Annotated in this window: 21 protein-coding genes and 2 tRNA genes; 11 read left to right on the plus strand and 12 right to left on the minus strand. The window is 69.7% G+C overall.

The genetic code is table 11. The features are described 5' to 3' along the window. Window positions 1-74: 74 nt before the first annotated feature. Genes BV453_RS14610 through BV453_RS14620 form a run of 3 tightly spaced genes read left to right on the plus strand, consistent with a single transcriptional unit; the run spans window position 75 to window position 3,258 of the window. Window positions 75-1,151: a mechanosensitive ion channel family protein gene (locus BV453_RS14610; protein ID WP_249521910.1), complete on the plus strand. Its 1,077-nt coding sequence runs from the start codon at window positions 75-77 to the stop codon at window positions 1,149-1,151. After that, the gene (locus tag BV453_RS14615; protein WP_025103396.1) at window positions 1,148-1,597 is read left to right on the plus strand and encodes a globin; all 450 of its coding nucleotides are present in this window, start codon (window positions 1,148-1,150) and stop codon (window positions 1,595-1,597) included. Before BV453_RS14610 ends, BV453_RS14615 begins: the two co-directional genes overlap by 4 nt. Then, window positions 1,594-3,258 (plus strand): FAD-binding dehydrogenase, encoded by a 1,665-nt coding sequence (locus tag BV453_RS14620; RefSeq protein WP_249521911.1) that lies wholly within the window; start codon window positions 1,594-1,596, stop codon window positions 3,256-3,258. Before BV453_RS14615 ends, BV453_RS14620 begins: the two co-directional genes overlap by 4 nt. A 31-nt stretch (window positions 3,259-3,289) precedes the next feature. Here BV453_RS14620 and BV453_RS14625 read toward each other — a convergent pair whose 3' ends face one another. Beyond that, window positions 3,290-3,955, minus strand: a complete 666-nt coding sequence (locus BV453_RS14625) for a hypothetical protein (protein ID WP_249521912.1) — start codon at window positions 3,953-3,955, stop codon at window positions 3,290-3,292. 50 nt (window positions 3,956-4,005) lie between these two features. On the opposite strand from BV453_RS14625, the gene BV453_RS14630 reads away from it, so the two are divergent. Continuing rightward, the gene (locus BV453_RS14630; protein ID WP_085607449.1) at window positions 4,006-4,893 is read left to right on the plus strand and encodes an acyl-CoA thioesterase II; all 888 of its coding nucleotides are present in this window, start codon (window positions 4,006-4,008) and stop codon (window positions 4,891-4,893) included. Between the two features lie 8 nt (window positions 4,894-4,901). On the opposite strand, the gene BV453_RS14635 is transcribed toward BV453_RS14630, so the two are convergent. From BV453_RS14635 to BV453_RS14650, 4 genes are all read right to left on the minus strand, one after another. Next, window positions 4,902-5,390 (minus strand): thioesterase family protein, encoded by a 489-nt coding sequence (locus tag BV453_RS14635; protein ID WP_025103392.1) that lies wholly within the window; start codon window positions 5,388-5,390, stop codon window positions 4,902-4,904. 7 nt (window positions 5,391-5,397) lie between these two features. Further along, the gene (gene ettA / locus BV453_RS14640) at window positions 5,398-7,077 is read right to left on the minus strand and encodes an energy-dependent translational throttle protein EttA (protein ID WP_025103391.1); all 1,680 of its coding nucleotides are present in this window, start codon (window positions 7,075-7,077) and stop codon (window positions 5,398-5,400) included. An 80-nt stretch (window positions 7,078-7,157) separates the two neighbouring features. Then, a complete protein-coding gene (locus tag BV453_RS14645; protein WP_249521913.1) occupies window positions 7,158-7,643 on the minus strand; it encodes a hypothetical protein in 486 nt (161 codons plus the stop codon). A 9-nt stretch (window positions 7,644-7,652) separates the two neighbouring features. Then, a complete protein-coding gene (locus tag BV453_RS14650) occupies window positions 7,653-8,108 on the minus strand; it encodes a single-stranded DNA-binding protein (RefSeq protein WP_025103389.1) in 456 nt (151 codons plus the stop codon). Between the two features lie 206 nt (window positions 8,109-8,314). Between BV453_RS14650 and BV453_RS14655 the strand changes: the two genes are divergently transcribed. Further along, entirely contained in the window at window positions 8,315-8,587 is a 273-nt protein-coding gene (locus tag BV453_RS14655) for a hypothetical protein (protein ID WP_025103388.1), read from the plus strand. A 26-nt stretch (window positions 8,588-8,613) separates the two neighbouring features. Here BV453_RS14655 and BV453_RS14660 read toward each other — a convergent pair. Next, window positions 8,614-8,689: transfer RNA gene (locus tag BV453_RS14660), tRNA-Arg, on the minus strand. Between the two features lie 61 nt (window positions 8,690-8,750). On the opposite strand from BV453_RS14660, the gene orn reads away from it, so the two are divergent. The 6 genes from orn to BV453_RS14690 all read left to right on the plus strand — a co-directional run bounded on the left by orn (window position 8,751) and on the right by BV453_RS14690 (window position 11,352). Continuing rightward, the gene (orn, locus tag BV453_RS14665) at window positions 8,751-9,377 is read left to right on the plus strand and encodes an oligoribonuclease (protein WP_025103387.1); all 627 of its coding nucleotides are present in this window, start codon (window positions 8,751-8,753) and stop codon (window positions 9,375-9,377) included. Between the two features lie 36 nt (window positions 9,378-9,413). Beyond that, a tRNA-His gene (locus BV453_RS14670) sits at window positions 9,414-9,489 on the plus strand. 68 nt (window positions 9,490-9,557) lie between these two features. After that, complete coding sequence (locus BV453_RS14675) at window positions 9,558-10,187, plus strand: LysE family transporter (protein WP_085607447.1); 630 nt, start codon at window positions 9,558-9,560, stop codon at window positions 10,185-10,187. Between the two features lie 33 nt (window positions 10,188-10,220). Beyond that, on the plus strand, window positions 10,221-10,568 hold the full coding sequence (locus BV453_RS14680; RefSeq protein WP_025103385.1) for a metallopeptidase family protein: 348 nt from the start codon (window positions 10,221-10,223) through the stop codon (window positions 10,566-10,568). Continuing rightward, on the plus strand, window positions 10,559-10,858 hold the full coding sequence (clpS, locus tag BV453_RS14685; RefSeq protein WP_126893245.1) for an ATP-dependent Clp protease adapter ClpS: 300 nt from the start codon (window positions 10,559-10,561) through the stop codon (window positions 10,856-10,858). Before BV453_RS14680 ends, clpS begins: the two co-directional genes overlap by 10 nt. Then, on the plus strand, window positions 10,855-11,352 hold the full coding sequence (locus tag BV453_RS14690) for a DUF2017 family protein (RefSeq protein ID WP_249521914.1): 498 nt from the start codon (window positions 10,855-10,857) through the stop codon (window positions 11,350-11,352). The genes clpS and BV453_RS14690 overlap by 4 nt, the downstream gene beginning before the upstream one ends. Window positions 11,353-11,358: 6 nt before the next feature. Here BV453_RS14690 and BV453_RS14695 read toward each other — a convergent pair whose 3' ends face one another. From BV453_RS14695 to gatC, 6 genes are read right to left on the minus strand one after another with little or no spacing between them, the layout of a single operon-like run. Continuing rightward, entirely contained in the window at window positions 11,359-11,940 is a 582-nt protein-coding gene (locus BV453_RS14695; protein WP_062634657.1) for an aminobenzoate synthetase, read from the minus strand. Continuing rightward, a complete protein-coding gene (locus BV453_RS14700; protein ID WP_249521915.1) occupies window positions 11,924-12,241 on the minus strand; it encodes a hypothetical protein in 318 nt (105 codons plus the stop codon). The genes BV453_RS14695 and BV453_RS14700 overlap by 17 nt, the downstream gene beginning before the upstream one ends. Window positions 12,242-12,278: 37 nt before the next feature. Continuing rightward, on the minus strand, window positions 12,279-13,535 hold the full coding sequence (locus BV453_RS14705; protein WP_249521916.1) for a DNA polymerase IV: 1,257 nt from the start codon (window positions 13,533-13,535) through the stop codon (window positions 12,279-12,281). 48 nt (window positions 13,536-13,583) lie between these two features. Beyond that, window positions 13,584-15,098, minus strand: a complete 1,515-nt coding sequence (gene gatB, locus BV453_RS14710) for an Asp-tRNA(Asn)/Glu-tRNA(Gln) amidotransferase subunit GatB (protein WP_025103379.1) — start codon at window positions 15,096-15,098, stop codon at window positions 13,584-13,586. After that, window positions 15,098-16,615, minus strand: coding sequence for an Asp-tRNA(Asn)/Glu-tRNA(Gln) amidotransferase subunit GatA (gatA, locus tag BV453_RS14715; RefSeq protein WP_025103378.1), 1,518 nt, complete (start codon window positions 16,613-16,615; stop codon window positions 15,098-15,100). The genes gatB and gatA overlap by 1 nt, the downstream gene beginning before the upstream one ends. Further along, complete coding sequence (gene gatC / locus BV453_RS14720) at window positions 16,612-16,911, minus strand: Asp-tRNA(Asn)/Glu-tRNA(Gln) amidotransferase subunit GatC (protein ID WP_025103377.1); 300 nt, start codon at window positions 16,909-16,911, stop codon at window positions 16,612-16,614. Before gatC ends, gatA begins: the two co-directional genes overlap by 4 nt. Between the last annotated feature and the right edge of the window lie 60 nt (window positions 16,912-16,971).

Genomic DNA, 16,971 nt, shown 5'->3' on the forward strand with positions numbered 1-16,971 from the left:
CCGCCGACACCGACACGGGCCTCTGCCGCCGCTCTTCCAGCCGGCGCAGAGGCCCTCTCGGTACCATCGAGACGATGCTGATTTCCGCTGAGACGACCCCCACGCCGACGCCGACCGAGCTCCCCCCATGGGTGGAGGACATGCTCACGCTGCTGACCACGGTCGGCGGCAAGCTCCTGCAGATCGCCCTGATCATCGGCGCCTGCGTCCTCATCGCGCTCGTACTGCGCCGGGTGATCAGGCGGGTCGTGCACCGCATCGTCGACACCGCCAAGAACAAGGCCGCCGTCGACGACACCCAGGCACTCGAACGCTCCCCGCTGGCCGACATGCGACTGGTCCAGCGCACACGCACACTCGGCACCATCCTGCAGAACATCGTCAACGTGATGCTCGTGATCATCGCGATCATCCTCATCGTCAACGCGATCGACAATGCTCTCCTCGGATCGCTCACCCTTCTCACGGCGGCGGTCGGTGCCGGCCTCGGTTTCGGTGCCCAGAACATCGTCAAAGACGTGCTGAACGGCATCTTCCTCGTCGCCGAGGACCAGATCGGCATCGGCGACGTCGTCGACCTCGGGCTGGCGAGCGGCGTCGTCGAGTACGTGAGTGTGCGCGTGACCCAGGTGCGGGACGTGAACGGGACCCTCTGGTACGTGCGCAACGGCGAAGTGACCCGGATCGGGAACATGTCGCAGGGCTGGGCGCGCGCGATCGTCGACATCGGTGTGGCGCCGGATTCCGACCTCGAACAGGTCGAGCACATCCTGCTGGAGACGGCGCAGGGCCTGGCGAAAGACCCGAAGTGGCGCACCCGCATCGTGGAGAAGCCGGAGCTGTGGGGCCTGGAGTCGGTGGACGGCGACGCCCTCGTGGTGCGCGCCGTCATCAAGACCAGGGCGAACGCGCGCGACGACGTGGCGCAGGAGCTCCGACGCCGTCTCCGAGCCGCTCTGCTGGAGAAGGAGATCGACGTGCCGCGTCTCGCGGACGTCGTGCCCACCGGATTGGAGGGTGCGCGCCGCGTCCGGGGCGCCAACCCGCCGAAGACGCGCCCCAACGCCGTCACCGGGGTGCCCGTCATCCCGGATCGCGGCATCTGGCGGCGCAAGAAGAACACCGGCGGCGACGGGAGTACAGACAAGTGACGTTCTACGACGAGGTCGGTGGGCGCGAGACGTTCGCGAAGATCGTCTCGGTGTTCTATCGCGAGGTGGCCCTCGACCCCGTGCTCAAGCCGATGTATCCGGAGGAGGACCTCGGTCCGGCCGAGGAGCGCCTGCTCCTGTTCCTCGAGCAGTACTGGGGCGGCCCGAGCACCTACGGCGAGACCCGCGGCCATCCCCGCCTGCGGATGCGTCACATGCCCTTCCGGGTCGACCCCGACGCCCGGGATCGTTGGCTTCGTCATATGCGCACGGCCGTGGACGAGGCGCAATTGTCCCCGTTGCACGAAACCACTCTCTGGGACTACCTGGAGCGCGCCGCCTATGCCATGGTGAACACATTCGAGCCGTCCGGCATCGGCACGGCACCCCAGGGGCGCACGACCCTGGAGACCCGCTCCCGTCAGGAATCAACGGAGACCCCATGACGACCACACCCCCGACCGCAGACGTCCTGGTGATCGGTTGGGGGTTGGCCGGTCTCGTCGCCGCCGCGGAAGCCCTCGAGGCCGGACGTCGGGTCGTCATCGTGGACCAGGAACCGCGGACGAACCTGGGCGGGCAGGCGTGGTGGTCCTTCGGCGGGCTGTTCCTCGTGGATTCTCCGGAACAGCGCCGCCTCGGCATCACCGACTCGCTCGAGCTCGCGACCCAGGACTGGTTCGGCACCGCCGGATTCGACCGCCCCGAGGACGAGTGGCCCCGGCGCTGGGCAGAGGCCTATCTGCAGTTCGCGGCCGGCGAGAAGCGCTCGTGGCTCCGCGCCCGCGGCGTCGGCTTCTTCCCTGTGGTCGGCTGGGCCGAGCGGGGCGGCTACGGCGCCCTCGGTCCGGGGAACTCGGTCCCTCGCTTCCACATCACCTGGGGCACCGGGCCGGGGATCGTCGCCCCGTTCGCGGCCGCCGTCGAGCAGGGAGAGCGCGAGGGACGGCTCACCGTCCTCGCCCGACACCGCGTCGAGGAACTCGTCCTCACCGGCGGGCGCGTGACCGGTGCCCGCGGGAGCGTGCTGGCGTCGGACGGTGCCGCCCGGGGCGTCGCCTCGTCCCGAGACGTGATCGGCGCGTTCGAGATCGACGCGACGGCGACGATCGTGGCCTCCGGGGGCATCGGCGGAAACCATGACCTCGTCCGCGCGGCCTGGCCCTCGCGCCTCGGCACTCCCCCGGCGCACATGCTCTCCGGCGTGCCCGCCTATGTCGACGGCTCGATGCAGACCGTGAGCGCCGCCGCCGGCGCCCGCCTCATCAACGGCGACAGGATGTGGCACTACGTGGAAGGCATCACCAACTGGGACCCGGTGTGGCCGCAGCACGGCATCCGCATCCTGCCCGGCCCCTCGTCGCTGTGGCTCGACGCGACCGGACACCGGCTCCCCGTTCCGCTCTTCCCCGGCTTCGACACCCTCGGCACGCTCGAGTACCTGCGGCGGACGGGCCACGACCACTCCTGGTTCCTGACCTCGCGGCAGATCGTGGAGAAGGAGTTCGCGCTGTCCGGCAGCGAGCAGAACCCGGATCTCACCGGCAAGGACGTGGCCCTGCTCCTCAAGTCCCGCCTCGCGAAAGGGCCGACCGGACCCGTGCAGTCGTTCCTCGACGAGGGCGAGGACTTCATCGTCGAGAACGACCTGGAGTCCTTGCTGGAGCAGATGGCGGCCCACCCCGGGGGCGAGCTCCTGGACATCGAGGCCGTGCGCCGCGAGGTGGTCGCCCGCGACCGGGAGATGGCCAACGACTTCAGCAAGGACCCGCAGATCGGCATGCTGCGCTCGATGCGGGCCTATCGCGGGGACAAGCTCATCCGCACCGCGGCCCCGCATCGGCTCCAGGACCCCGCCGCCGGGCCGCTGATCGCGGTCAAGCTGCACGTGCTCACCAGGAAGTCCCTCGGGGGGATCAACACGGATCTCGACGGTCGCGCACTGGATGGAAGCGGCGCGCCGATTCCGGGTCTCTTCGCCGCGGGCGAGGCCAGCGGCTTCGGCGGCGGTGGCGCGCACGGCTACCGAGCCCTGGAGGGCACGTTCCTCGGCGGGTGCCTGTTCTCCGGCCGTCAGGCCGGACGCGCAGCGGCTGCCCTCGGCTGATCCGGAGCTGCCCGCCGGTCCCGTGGTCGCGTCAGGCCCGGGTGCCGGTGGCTCGCACGCCGGTCAGCCCGGAGGCCACGGGACCGCGGGCGAGCACGTGGCCGCGGCGGAACGCGAGCCGCGTCCAACGACCGGAACGCGTCACGGGCACGTCCTCTTCGCCGGAGATGAAGCCGAGCGCGTCTGCTGCGAAAGCGACGCCGCGCGGCAGGCCGCCGAGGTCGTCGTCCGGCTCGCCCCAGATCGCCGCGCGGAGCGCACGCACCGCCTCTTCGCCGGATCCCGGTCCCGCGCCGTGCGCGACCGCGGAGATGCCCCACTGCGCGCTCTGCGCGATGACGGAGGCGGGAAGGGTCGACTCCAGCGCCCACCCCTGTCGTGGGGGCGCGACACCGGCCCACGCGGGCGAGAGAGCGGTCTCCGGCAGAGCGAGGCGCTGCGGGTCGTCCGTCGACCTCAGGGCGTCGATCACGAGGTCGCACTCGAGTTCGGGATCGGCACGGACGATGCGCATGGCAAGGATCGTCGGCGTCTGATCGAAGAGCCCCTGAGGCGCGAGGACCGCCGTGGTGAGCGCCAGGACGCCCTGATGAGCCTGGAGACGCACACCCTCGTCGGACACCCGGGCCGCGCGGCCCGTGAACGTGAGGACATCCTTCGCCGTGTCCGGATCGGCGAGCAGGAGCTGAGGGGTCACGCGTTCTAAACTACCAACGAGCGGCGACCCCGGGCCGCGGAGGGGAACACATGAGCGCCGACGAGCACGCCATCCAGACCGTGGAGCGTCTTCTCGACGTCCTCGACCTCGACGCCACCCAGGCGCGGACCACCGAGGACATCTTCACGGGCTCGTCGCACCCGATGCCGAGCGGCCGCATCTACGGCGGACAGGTGCTCGCGCAGACCCTCGTGGCCGCGGAGCGCACGCTTCCGGAGGACCGCGCCGTCCACTCGATGCACGGCTACTTCCTCCGTCCCGGCGATGCGAGCCAGGGGATCACCATCGCCGTCGACCGGATCCACGACGGACGTTCGTTCTCCACCCGCCGCACCCAGGCGTACCAGAACGGCGTGCCGATCTTCTCGATGATCGCCTCGTTCCAGGATGCCGACCCCGGGGTGGAGCACGCGGAGCCCATGCCCGCCGGTGTGCCCGTCCCGGAAGACCTCGCCCCCGATGAGGACCGTGTGCCCGCACTCGCCGGAGGTGCGCGACGCATGCTGAGCGAGCGTGCGGCCGACATCCGCCACGTCGACTCCCCCCTCTATCTGCCGAACGATGACGAACGGGTCCCCCGGCAGGCGGTGTGGATGCGACTGCGCGCCCCGCTCCCCGACGACCAGCGGCTGCACCGGGCCGCCCTGGCCTACCTCAGCGACATGACGATCCAGGAGTCGATCCTGCGCGCTCACGGGGTCTCCTGGTCACTTCCCGGCCTGAAGGTCGCGAGCCTGGACCACGCGATGTGGTGGCACCGCCCGGCGCGCGTGGACGAGTGGCTCCTCTATGTGCAGGAGTCGCCGAGCGCCCGCGGCGGTCGCGGTCTGGCCACGGGGCGCGTGTACACCCGAGAGGGCACGCTCGTGGCGAGCGTCGCTCAGGAGATCATGATCCGGGTTCCCGAGGATCGCTGACGCTGCGCTCAGCGGTGTGCGTACTCGATGGAGGGACCGACGTACGGCTCCCACGCCTCGCGCATCTCCGCTGTCAGGCGTGTCGGCCGTCCCGTGCCCGCGTCGACGAGCACGATGATGGCCGTGGATCGCGCGTAGAGCTCACGCGGCTCGGCGGCCGGGTCGTTGTGCACCTCGTAGCAGACCTCGACGCTGGACCCGCCGAGCTTCCCGAACCACATCTGCACCTCGAGCGGGCGCCGCTGGTACGGAACCGGAGCGAGGTACTCGATCTCCTGCCGCGCGATGAGCGTCAGGATGCCCTCCTCGATCCCGGAGTCGAGGACGGCGGTGGACGGCGCCTCCTCGCCGGGTCCCGCACGCCAGAACGCGCGGACGCGCGCCTCCTCGAGCAGCTTGAGCATCGAGGTGTTGTTGACGTGGTTGAACGCATCCAGATCGCCCCAGCGGAGGTGGATCGGGATGTGCAGGCGGGAACCCGGCGAGTCGGTGCTCATGGCCGCCTCAGTCGCGGGTGAGCTTGCGGTGCGTCGAGCGGTGGGGCTTCGCCGCATCCGGGCCGAGACGCTCGATCTTGTTCTGCTCGTAGGCCTCGAAGTTGCCCTCGAACCAGTACCACTGGTCGGGCTTCTCGTCCGTGCCCTCGTAGGCGAGGATGTGCGTCGCGATCCGGTCGAGGAACCACCGGTCGTGGGTGATGACCACCGCACAGCCGGGGAACTCGAGCAGCGCGTTCTCCAGGGAGCTCAGCGTCTCGACGTCGAGGTCGTTGGTCGGCTCGTCGAGGAGGAGCAGGTTGCCGCCCTCCTTGAGGGTGAGCGCGAGGTTCAGACGGTTGCGCTCACCACCGGAGAGCACGCCGGCCTTCTTCTGCTGGTCCGGGCCCTTGAACCCGAACTTCGAGACGTAGGCACGGGACGGGATCTCGGTCTTGCCGACCGTGATGAAGTCCAGGCCGTCGGAGACGACCTCCCACAGGGTCTTGTTCGGGTCGATCGACGACCGCGACTGGTCGACGTAGCTGATCTTGACGGTCTCGCCGATCTTGAGGTCGCCGCCGTCCAGCGGCTCCAGCCCGACGATGGTCTTGAACAGGGTCGTCTTTCCGACGCCGTTCGGGCCGATGACGCCGACGATGCCGTTCGGCGGAAGGCTGAAGCTCAGGCCGTCGATGAGCGAGCGGCCGTCGAAGCCCTTCTTGAGGTTCTTGGCCTCGATGACGACGTTGCCGAGTCGAGGACCGGCGGGGATCTGGATCTCCTCGAAGTCCAGCTTCCTGGTGCGCTCCGCCTCGGCCGCCATCTCCTCGTACCGGGCCAGACGCGCCTTCGACTTCGTCTGACGGCCCTTCGCGCTGGAGCGGACCCAGTCGAGCTCGTCCTTCAGGCGCTTGGCGAGCTTGGCATCCTTCTTGCCCTGGATGTCGAGGCGCTCCGCCTTCTTCTCCAGGTACGTGGAGTAGTTGCCCTCGTAGCCGATGAGGCGTCCACGGTCGACCTCGGCGATCCACTCGGCCACGTGGTCCAGGAAGTACCGGTCGTGGGTGATGGCGATCACGGCGCCCTTGTACGACTGGAGGTGCTGCTCGAGCCAGAGCACGCTCTCCGCGTCGAGGTGGTTGGTGGGCTCGTCGAGGAGCAGCAGGTCGGGCTTCTGCAGCAGCAGCTTGGCCAGCGCCACACGGCGCTTCTCACCACCGGAGAGCGGAGCGATGGCCGCGTCGCCGGGCGGGGTGCGGAGGGCGTCCATCGCCTGCTCGAGCTGGGAATCGAGGTCCCAGCCGTCCGCCGCGTCGATCTCCTCCTGCAGCGTCCCCATCTCCGCGAGGAGCGCGTCGAAGTCGGCGTCCGGATCGGCCATCAGCGCGGAGATCTCGTTGAACCGGTCGACCTTGGCCTTGATGGCGATGCCGTCCTGGATGTTCTCGAGGACCGTCTTCGACTCGTCGAGCTCCGGCTCCTGCATGAGGATGCCGACGGAGTACCCCGGCGAGAGCTTGGCCTCACCGTTGGACGGGGTGTCGAGCCCGGCCATGATCTTGAGGATCGTCGACTTTCCGGCGCCGTTGGGGCCGACCATGCCGATCTTCGCGCCCGGCAGGAACGCCATCGTGACGTCGTCCAGGATGAGCTTCTCACCCACCGCCTTGCGGGCACGAACCATGGAGTAGATGTACTCAGCCACCGAAAACCGCTCCTTCTGTTGGCGTCGAAGATCGACACTCCAGCCTACCGGCCGCGAGTGGGCTTATCTGTGTACGCGAGTCACCAGTCGATCGGCCGCGTCGCGCCCACCAGGCACCGCCCGCCGGCCAGCTGGGGCATGACCGTGGTCACGACGGCACCGGTGGAGGGACCGACCTGTCCGATCAGGCACTCCTCCTCGCCCCAGCGGACCGAGAACTGGATGCTCTCCGCCGGGTTCCCGACCGTGGACTGGTCCGGCGTGAGCTGCATGGCGTCCCGATCGAATCCCGCCGCGACGAGACCGTCGACGTACGCGCGCCCCTCCCCGCGTTGCTCCGTCCCCCAGACCTGCTCCGCCACCGCCGTGAAGACGGGGAGGTTGTCCTCGGCGCTCCCGTCCGGCACCAGAGCAGGAGCGGCGGACGGCGTCGGATCAGCGGTGGCTGCCGCCGTGGGAGTCGGCGTCGCCGAGGGCTCCGGCGCGCATCCGGCGAGGACGGCGGCCGAGACACCGGCGACGAGCACGAGCGCCGCAGCGCGGGACGGGAGGACCGATCGGAGCACGAGCAGAGTCTAGGCCGCCTCGGTCTCTGCAGGCTGATCCCACGCGTCGTGCGCCTCGTCATCCACCGTCGAGAGATCAGCGCTCTCCCCCGCCTCCCCGGATGACGGCCGGGAGCTCGGCCGATATGCCGTGGTCCCCCACCGCAGATCGTGTCCGATGGTGTCCGCGTCGATGTCGACGCTCGTCCCCTGCTTGCCGTTGCTCTCCCATGGGCGCACCCGGAGTCGCCCGGAGACGATGACGCTGTCGCCCACTCGCAGCGATGCCCGCGCGTGCTCCGCCAGCCGTCGGAAGGCGGCGATCGAGAACCAGTTGGTCCCCGCATCCACCCAGGTCCCGCTCGCCGGGTCGAAGCGCCGGTGCGTGCTCGCCAGCCGGAAGTTCGTGACGGGCACTCCAGCGCTCGTCCGCCCGGGGGTGGGGTCCGTCGCGACTCTGCCCACGATGGTCACGGTGTCGATCATGTGTTCGTCCTCTCGGTGCCGGCTCGGCGGCCGGATGACCTCCAGCGTGCACCGCGCCGACGGGTGCGCGAGGGCGCGATCGCGCGTTCTGTGGAAGGTCGACAGCGGAGAGGATCCGTGCAGAAGAGGCCCGGTCACCGCCGGATATCGACACCCGGACGAATGTCGGTGGCCGGTCGTATGTTCGAACCATGGAAGGAGAGACCATGACCGCCACCACCACCTCGACCCCCGCTCCCGGAGTCCCGCTTGCAGCCCCGCCGCTCGCGTCCCGTCGAGAGCACCTCGTCCGTGCCGCCGATCACCTGTGGCGTGTCCAGGACAGCCGCGAGCATGTCCTCGGTCACCTCCGCGCGGTGGCCGATCCCCTCGGCGTCCGCTACCGCGCGGAGCGGCTCCATCTGGCGACGGGCGGCTTCCGGCTGATCGGCGAGTTCTGGCGCGCAGACGACGCGGTCGACGCGCTGCGGCACTGCTGAGACCCGTCGATCTGACGGGCGATCAGTGGCGCCCCCGGCAGGATTCGAACCTGCGACCAAGAGATTAGAAGGCTCCTGCTCTATCCCCTGAGCTACGGAGGCGGACGTCTCTACCGTACCGCGCCCCGCGGGTCGATGTCGGGGCCGTCGATAGGATGGCGACATGGTGACTGCTTCGGAGAACGACCGCCTCGTCTGGATCGACTGCGAGATGACGGGGCTCGATCTCGCCGTCGACGAGCTCGTCGAGATCGCGGTGGTGGTCACCGACTTCGAGCTCCGTCCGCTCGACCCCGGATTCCAGGTCGTCATCCGTCCGAGCGCGGACGCGCTCGCGAACATGAACGACTTCGTCACCGCCATGCACGAGACCTCGGGGCTCATCGACGAGATCCCGCACGGAGTCACCCTCGAGGAGGCGGAGGAGCAGACGCTGGCGTACATCCGCCGCTTCGTCCCCCTCGAGCGCCGCGCCCCTCTCGCCGGCAACACGATCGGCACCGACCGGATGTTCCTCGCGAAGTACATGCCTCAGGTCGACCAGTGGCTCCACTACCGCAACGTCGATGTCTCCAGCATCAAGGAGCTCTCCCGTCGCTGGTACCCCCGCGTGTTCTTCCAGGCTCCGGCGAAGGACGGGGGCCACCGCGCGCTGGCCGACATCCTGGAGTCGATCCGCGAGCTCCGCTACTACCGGGAGGCCGTCTTCGTGGACGAGCCGGGCCCTTCCAGCGACGACGCCAAGGAGATCGCCGCGCGCACGGTGTCGGAGTTCGCCCCGAACATGTAATAGACTCGTGGGGTTGCCTGTTTCGACGGGCGCATGGTGGGTATAGCTCAGTTGGTAGAGCGCCTGGTTGTGGTCCAGGAGGTCGCGGGTTCAAGCCCCGTTACTCACCCCAGCTCGAAGAGGCTCGGACCGGTTCGGTCCGAGCCTCTTCGCCTCTCACGCGGGCCCTAGACTGTCCTGGTGTCACTGGCGGTCTGGTTCTCTCTTCTCACCGCATCCGTGGTGATCAGCTTCACGCCGGGGGCCGGCGCGATCAACACGATGTCCAACTCCCTCACGCAGGGCTGGAAGCGCTCGATCTGGGGAATCATCGGCCAGCAGATCGCGCTCATCGTGCATGTCGTGATCGTGGCTGCCGGCGTCGGGCTCCTCGTCTCGCGCTCGGACGTCCTGTTCAACCTCATCCGATACGCCGGCGCCGCCTACCTGGTGTACCTCGGCATCCGTTTGATCCTGACCCGCCCCGCTCCGGCGCTCGATGACGCGCCGGATCCGGTGGATGCCCGGGAGAGCCACTGGTCGATGATGCGCCGAGGCTTCTGGGTCAACCTGCTGAATCCCAAGGCGATCGTCTTCTTCCTCGCCTTCATCCCGCAGTTCATCCGGCTGGACCAGCCTCCGCTCCCCCAGTACCTGGCCCTCGTCGCGACCGTCGTGGTCGTCGACGTGCTCGTCATGTGGGGATTCTTCGCCACGGCCGCACGCCCCTTCCGGCGCCTCACCCGCTCTCCGCACGGCCAGCGGATCCTCAACACCGTGTTCGGAAGCCTCTTCATCGGCGTCGCGGCGCTGCTCGTCCTCCTGCACTGAGGAACCCGTCGTCGTCCCCGTAGGCTGGAGGGGATGGACATGGACGCCGCGGCCTTCGAGGCCCTCGTGATCGACGAACTCGACCAGCTGCCCGACGAAATGGTCGAGCAGCTCGAGAACGTCGTCTTCGTGGTGGAGGATCGTCCCGAGGACGGCAGCCTCGATCTGCTCGGCCTGTACGACGGCCTCGCGTTGCCGGAGCGCACGCAGTACGGGATGGGTGAGCTGCCCGATCGCATCATCGTCTACCGGGAACCGCACCTCGCGCAGTGTGAGGACATCGACGAACTCCGCGACGAGATCCACACCACCCTCGTCCACGAGATCGCGCACTTCCATGGCATCGACGACGCCCACCTGCACGAGCTCGGATGGGCCTGACCGTGTCGACTGCTCTTCCCGAGATCGATGAAGCCACCGATCTCTCCGCTGCGCCCCTGGAGCCCTGGGAGGTCGTCGTGTGGAACGATCCGGTGAATCTGATGAGCTACGTCGTCCGCGTCTTCCGCATCTACTTCGGCTACACCCGCGAGCATGCCACCCGCCTCATGCTCGCCGTCCACCACGACGGACACGCGATCGTCGCCACCGGACCCCGCGAGACCATGGAGGTGCACGCGCAGGCGATGCACGACTACGGGCTCTGGGCCACCGTCAGGAAGGCCGCATGAACACCCCACCGATCACCGTCTCGGTCGCCACGATCGAGGGCATGCACCTGGCCCGGCTCGTCGATGACTTCATGGACCTGCTCCGGGATTCCGAAGGCGATGACCCGGGCGTGGCCCGGTTGACGCCGAACGCCTATCCGGACGACGACGACGCCGCGGCGGCGTTCGCCTCGGCAACCCGCGCGGACCTCCTGGACCGACGGCTGCACGATGCGCGGGTCATGCGCACGGCGCTGCAGGTGTTCGACCCCGACGCCGAGGTGACCGATGAGGGCGCCCGCGTTCCCCGCGACGTCCTCGTACGGCGCGAGGACGTGGACGCGTGGCTCCGCACCCTCACCGCCATCCGGCTCGTCATCGCCACGCGGCTCGGCATCACCGACGACGAACCCGACGTCGGCGGTGACGGCCAGGCCGTCTACGACTGGCTGGGATACCGTCTCGAGCTGCTCATCGAAGCCGTGGACGAGAGCGACGCCGACGCCCTCCGCTGAGCGGAATCACGGGACCTCGATCACGCGAGTGGCGAGTTCCCTCGGACGGTCTCGCTCGAGGTGACGGCGCTCCTGCGCCGCCCACCGGTCCCAGTGCGGGCGATAGGTGTCGCCATCCCGCGCCAGCGCACGGGCCTTCCGCGATGACTCGCCGGACTCCACCCAGATCCGGATGTCGGCCAGGCGTGCCGTCGAGGGTCGCAGGATCCCGCTGCCCTCGACGATGACGCCGAGGGCCGGATCGACGGCGTGGGTCTCCGCCTCCTCGCCGTGCTCCCAGTCCCAGCGACGCCACGCCCCGAGAAGCCCGCGTCCGTGGGGACGGAGGATGCCCTCGAGCGCGCGCTCCGCCCCGTCGTCGAGGCCATCCCAGCCGGGATAGAGGGAGTCCAACGCGATGACCTGCACGCGTCCGGTGACCGGCCAGGCCCGCGCCACGCGCGCGGCCAGAGAGGTCTTGCCTGCGCCGCTCCCGCCGTCGATCAGCACGACGGGGTTGGATGCCGCGAGTGCGCGGACGTCTTCCGCGATCAGCGTCGCCGCGTGCGAGAGCGCCGCTGCGACCGCATCGTCACTTCTTGAGGGCACGGATGATGCGCGTGAGGGCCCGACCGGTGACCCAGACGAAGGGGACGGCCACGACGAGGAGCGTCACGATGTTCGGCTCGAAGCGCAGGCCCTCCTCGCGCCGGACGTAGACGCCCACCGGCACCGAGACGCCGCCACCTCCGCCGCCTTCTCCGCCGTCCCCGCTGGCTCCGCCGAAGCCCGCGTAGGTGAACGCCACCGGAGTGACGGTGGCGCCATCGATCTCCTGCGGTTCTCCGTACGCGCTCTTCACGCCGAAGGACGCGACCTGATTCCCGAGTTCCAGTGCAATGTTCGGCATGTTCCCACGGTAGCCGACGGCGGCCTGCGGCGCGCGGTCAATCGACGCCGTGGTCCTTCGGATGCCGCGCGGCGCCCCGTCCTTCACCGCGTCCGATGTGGCGCGCCCTGCTGATCGTCGCCGAACCGAACCGCGCCATGGCCTCGTCGACGGCCCCTTCGACCTTGCGCCAGTCCTCGTCCTCGTCCCACAGCGCCAGCGCGCCACCTCCCGCCGGCCGGAGGTTCTCCGCCCGGACACCCACGAGGCGGACCGGATCTCGACGCTCGACGAGCGCGAACAGGCTCTGGGCCGCCTCGCCGATGCGCTGGCCGACCGCGGTCGGCTCCGGCAACGTCTGGGAGCGGGTGACGGTCCGGAAGTCGTCGAAGCGGATCTTGATCGCGACCGTGGAGGTCTCCCACCCGGCCCGGCGCAGGCGCGCGCCTACGCGATCGGCCAGCCGCAGCAGCTCCGCGCGGAGGAAGGCACGATCCGCGACGTCGTGGTCGAAGGTCTCCTCGTGTCCGATGCTCTTCTCCACGCGGTCCGTGTCGACCGCACGCGCGTCCTCCCCCCGCGCCAGCTGCGCGAGCCTCGCGCTCAGCGCCGGCCCCACGGCGCGGTCCAGCATCTCGGGCGATGCGGTGCGGAGGTCGCCGATCGTGCGGAGGCCGCGGGCCTCCAGGGCCTCCGCCGCCTTCGGCCCCACGCCCCACAGCGCTCGCACGGGGCGCGGCGCGAGGAAGGCGAGAGTGTCGTGTTCCGCGACCACGAGCATCCCGTCCGGCTTGGCCATCGTCGACGCCATCTTCGCCACATGCTTGGTCGCGGCCACGCCCACGCTGCACGTGATGCCGACCTCGGCGAGGACGCGCTCACGAATCTGGGCCGCGATCCGGGCGGGGCTCCCCCAGAGCCGGCGCACACCCTGTACGTCGAGGAACGCCTCGTCCACCGACAGCGGCTCCACGAGCGGCGTGAACGACTCGAAGATCGCCATCACCTGCCGCGAGACCTCTTGGTACCGGGGGAAGTGCGGCGGGACGATCCGTGCCGTCGGGCACAGCCGCACGGCCTGCGACACGGGCATCGCGGAGCGCACGCCGTAGCGCCGTGCCTCGTAGGAGGCGCTGGAGACCACGGAGCGGCCATCCGGAGCCCCGATGATCAGCGGCAGTCCGCGGAGACTCGGGTCGTCCAGCACTTCGACGGCCGCATAGAACGCGTCCATGTCGACGTGGAGGATGCGCGTACCGGAGTCGTCGGCATCGGCCGAGGACACCATGCGGCCTCTGCCATCACCGTGTCCCATGAATCCATTGTCCCCTGGGCCTCCGACATGGAGGCCCAGGGGCGAGAATCACTGCGCGGCGCGCTCGAGGATGAGTTCGCGGACGCGGGCGGCGTCGGCCTGGCCCTTCATGGCCTTCATGACCGCACCGATGATGGCACCCGCGGCCTGGACCTTGCCGTCCTGGATCTTGGCCATCACATCGGGCTGTGCGGCGAGAGCCTCGTCGATCGCCGCGATGAGCGCACCGTCGTCCGAGACCACGGCGAGACCGCGTGCGTCGACGACCTCCTGCGGCGTGCCCTCACCGGCGATCACGCCCTCCAGCACCTGGCGTGCGAGCTTGTCGGTCAGCGTCCCGGCGTCGACGAGCTGCTGCAGCGCCGCGACGTTCTCCGGGCTGACGAGGTCGACCGCGTCCTTCTCCTGCGCATTGGCGAGGCGGGTGATCTCCCCCGTCCACCACTTCCGTGCCGCGGCCGGCGTGGCCCCGGCGGCGATCGTGGCCTCGACGACATCGAGCAGACCGCCGTTGCGCACGTCCTGGAACTCCAGCGGGGTGAAGCCCCACTCGTCCATGAGCCGGCGTCGACGGGCGACGGGCTGCTCGGGCAGGGCGGCGCGCAGCTCCTCGATCAGCTCGCGCGGCGGCTGCACCGGAAGCAGATCCGGCTCGGGGAAGTACCGGTAGTCGTCGGCGTCCGACTTCGGACGTCCGGGAGAGGTGGTCCCGGTGTCCTCGTGCCAGTGCCGGGTCTCCTGGATGATGGTGCCGCCGTCGGCGAGGATCTGCGCCTGACGCTGGATCTCGTACCGCACCGCGCGCTCCACCGATCGCATGGAGTTGACGTTCTTCGTCTCCGTGCGCGTGCCGAGCTTCTCCTCACCCCGACGACGGAGCGAGACGTTGGCGTCGCACCGCAGGTTGCCGCGCTCCAGCCGAGCCTCGGAGATGCCGAGTCCGCGGACGATGTCGCGGATCGCGGCGACGTACGCCTTGGCGACCTCGGGAGCCCGGTGATCGGTGCCGAAGATCGTCTTCGTCACGATCTCGACGAGCGGGACGCCGGCGCGGTTGTAGTCGACGAGCGAGTACTCGGCGCCCTGGATCCGGCCGGTCGAGCCGCCCATGTGCGTGAGCTTGCCGGCGTCCTCCTCCATGTGCGCGCGCTCGATCGGGATCGTCACCATGGTGCCGTCCTCGAGCTCCACCTCGACCGACCCCTCGAAGGCGATCGGCTCGTCGTACTGGGAGATCTGGTAGTTCTTGCCCAGGTCCGGGTAGAAGTAGTTCTTCCGGGCGAACCGGCTGGACTCCGCGATCGAGCAGCCGAGCGCGAGGCCGAGGCTGATCGACGAGCGGATGGCCGTCTCGTTAACGACCGGCAGCGCACCGGGCAGTCCCAGGTCGACCGGGGCGATCAGCGTGTTCGGCTCCGCCGCGTGGTACGCCTCGTTCGCGGGGTTGGGAGCGTCGGAGAACATCTTCGTGTTCGTGTTGAGCTCGACGTGCACCTCGAAACCGAGGACGGGCTCGAACAGCTCGAGCGCCTTGTCGAAGTCCATGAGCGTGGCGGCGGCCATCAGCGCGCGCCTCCTTCCAGCTGGGGGGCACGGGACAGCAGCGGCGCGCCCCAGGAATCCACGAGCAGCGTCTCGAGGGCGGCACCCACCCGGTAGAGGCGGGCGTCCTCCCGCGCCGGCGCGAGGAACTGGATGCCGACGGGCAGCCCGTCGTCGTCCGAGAGACCGCTGGGGATCGAGATGCCGGGGACGCCGGCGAGGTTCGCCGGGATCGTCGTGATGTCGTTCAGGTACATCTGCAGCGGGTCGTCGATCTTTTCGCCGAGCTTGAAGGCCGTGGTCGGGGCCGACGGCGTGGCGATGACGTCGACATCGGCGAAGGCCGCGGCGAAGTCCTGCTGGATCAGCGTGCGGACCTTCTGCGCGCTGCCGTAGTACGCGTCGTAGTATCCCGCCGACAGCGCGTAGGTGCCGAGGATGATGCGGCGCTTGACCTCGTCGCCGAAACCGGCGTCGCGCGTGGCGGACATCACGTCCTCCACCGTGGGGTTACCCGCCGGGGTGACCCGGAGACCGAAGCGGACCGAGTCGAACTTGGCCAGGTTGCTCGAGGCCTCGGCCGGGAGGATCAGGTAGTAGGCGGCGACGCCGTACTCGAAGTGCGGTGCACCGATCTCGACGATCTCCGCACCCTGCGCTTCCAGCAGGGCCAGGGCGCTGCGGAAGGAGGCCGCAACCCCCGGCTGGAAGCCGCTGTCGGGAAGCTCGCGGATGACGCCGACACGGAGGCCCTTGAGGCCGTCCCCGCGCGCACCCTCGCGTGCGGCCGCGGCGAAGGACGGCCACTGCTCGTCGAGCGACGTGGAGTCCTTCGGATCGTGGCCGCCGATCGCGTCGTGCAGCAGACCGGCATCGAGGACGGTGCGGGTGACGGGGCCGACCTGGTCGAGGCTCGACGCCAGTGCGATCGCGCCGTAGCGGCTGACGCCGCCGTAGGTCGGCTTCACGCCGACCGTGCCGGTCACGTGCGCCGGCTGACGGATCGATCCGCCGGTGTCGGAGCCGAGGGCGAGCGGGGCCTCGAAGGCGGCGACGGCCGCGGCGGAGCCCCCACCCGAGCCGCCGGGGATCCGGTCGAGGTCCCAGGGGTTGCGGGTCGGGCCGTAGGCGGAGTGCTCCGTCGAGGAGCCCATCGCGAACTCGTCCATGTTCGTCTTGCCGAGCGGGATGAGTCCGGCGGCACGGGAGCGGGCCACGACCGTCGCGTCGTACGGCGAGCGGTACCCCTCGAGGATCCGCGAGCCGCTCGTGGTCGGCTGATCCGTCGTGACGAGCACGTCCTTGATCGCGAGCGGGACACCGGCGATCGGCCCGAGGTCCTCCCCCGCGGCGCGGCGGGCGTCGATTTCGGCCGCCGCGTCGAGCGCGTGCTCGTTGACGTGCAGGAACGCATGGACGTCGCCGTCGACCTGGGCGATGCGGTCGAGGTGCGCCTGCGTGGCCTCGACGCTGGAGACCTCCCGCGTCGCGAGCTTGTCGGCGAGCTCCGCCGCGGTCAGCCGGATGATGTCGCTCACTGCTCTTCTCCCAGGATCGCGGTGACGCGGAACCGGCCGTCGGCCTGATCCGGGGCGTTCTGCAGCACCTGCTCGTGCGTGAGCGTCTCGCCGACCACGTCGGGACGGAACACGTTGCTCAGCGGGATCGGGTGGCTCGTCGCGGCGACATCGGCGGTCGCGACCTCGGACACCTTGGCGATGTTGTCGACGATGGCGTCGAGCTGGCCCGTGAGCCGCGTCACCTCGTCGTCGTTCAGCTGGATGCGCGCGAGCACGCCGAGATGGCGCACAAGATCAGGGGTGATTTCAGACACGTCCCCAGTCTAGTTGGCGAGCCGCCCGCCGCTCGGCGCGGCGCGGCCCGCCTAAGCTGG

It is taken from the genome of Microbacterium sp. ER1 (assembly GCF_023383675.1).
GTDB lineage: Bacteria > Actinomycetota > Actinomycetes > Actinomycetales > Microbacteriaceae > Microbacterium.

Excerpts from the sequence above, each read along its gene's own strand:
- BV453_RS14610 (WP_249521910.1), top strand. The coding sequence starts at position 75 with ATGCTGATTTCCGCTGAGACGACCCCCACGCCGACGCCGACCGAGCTC.
- BV453_RS14620 (WP_249521911.1), top strand. The coding sequence starts at position 1,594 with ATGACGACCACACCCCCGACCGCAGACGTCCTGGTGATCGGTTGGGGG.
- BV453_RS14630 (WP_085607449.1), top strand. The coding sequence starts at position 4,006 with ATGAGCGCCGACGAGCACGCCATCCAGACCGTGGAGCGTCTTCTCGAC.
- BV453_RS14635 (WP_025103392.1), bottom strand. The coding sequence starts at position 5,390 with ATGAGCACCGACTCGCCGGGTTCCCGCCTGCACATCCCGATCCACCTC.
- BV453_RS14650 (WP_025103389.1), bottom strand. The coding sequence starts at position 8,108 with ATGATCGACACCGTGACCATCGTGGGCAGAGTCGCGACGGACCCCACC.
- BV453_RS14655 (WP_025103388.1), top strand. The coding sequence starts at position 8,315 with ATGACCGCCACCACCACCTCGACCCCCGCTCCCGGAGTCCCGCTTGCA.
- orn (WP_025103387.1), top strand. The coding sequence starts at position 8,751 with ATGGTGACTGCTTCGGAGAACGACCGCCTCGTCTGGATCGACTGCGAG.
- BV453_RS14680 (WP_025103385.1), top strand. The coding sequence starts at position 10,221 with ATGGACATGGACGCCGCGGCCTTCGAGGCCCTCGTGATCGACGAACTC.
- clpS (WP_126893245.1), top strand. The coding sequence starts at position 10,559 with ATGGGCCTGACCGTGTCGACTGCTCTTCCCGAGATCGATGAAGCCACC.
- BV453_RS14690 (WP_249521914.1), top strand. The coding sequence starts at position 10,855 with ATGAACACCCCACCGATCACCGTCTCGGTCGCCACGATCGAGGGCATG.
- BV453_RS14700 (WP_249521915.1), bottom strand. The coding sequence starts at position 12,241 with ATGCCGAACATTGCACTGGAACTCGGGAATCAGGTCGCGTCCTTCGGC.
- BV453_RS14705 (WP_249521916.1), bottom strand. The coding sequence starts at position 13,535 with ATGGGACACGGTGATGGCAGAGGCCGCATGGTGTCCTCGGCCGATGCC.
- gatB (WP_025103379.1), bottom strand. The coding sequence starts at position 15,098 with ATGGCCGCCGCCACGCTCATGGACTTCGACAAGGCGCTCGAGCTGTTC.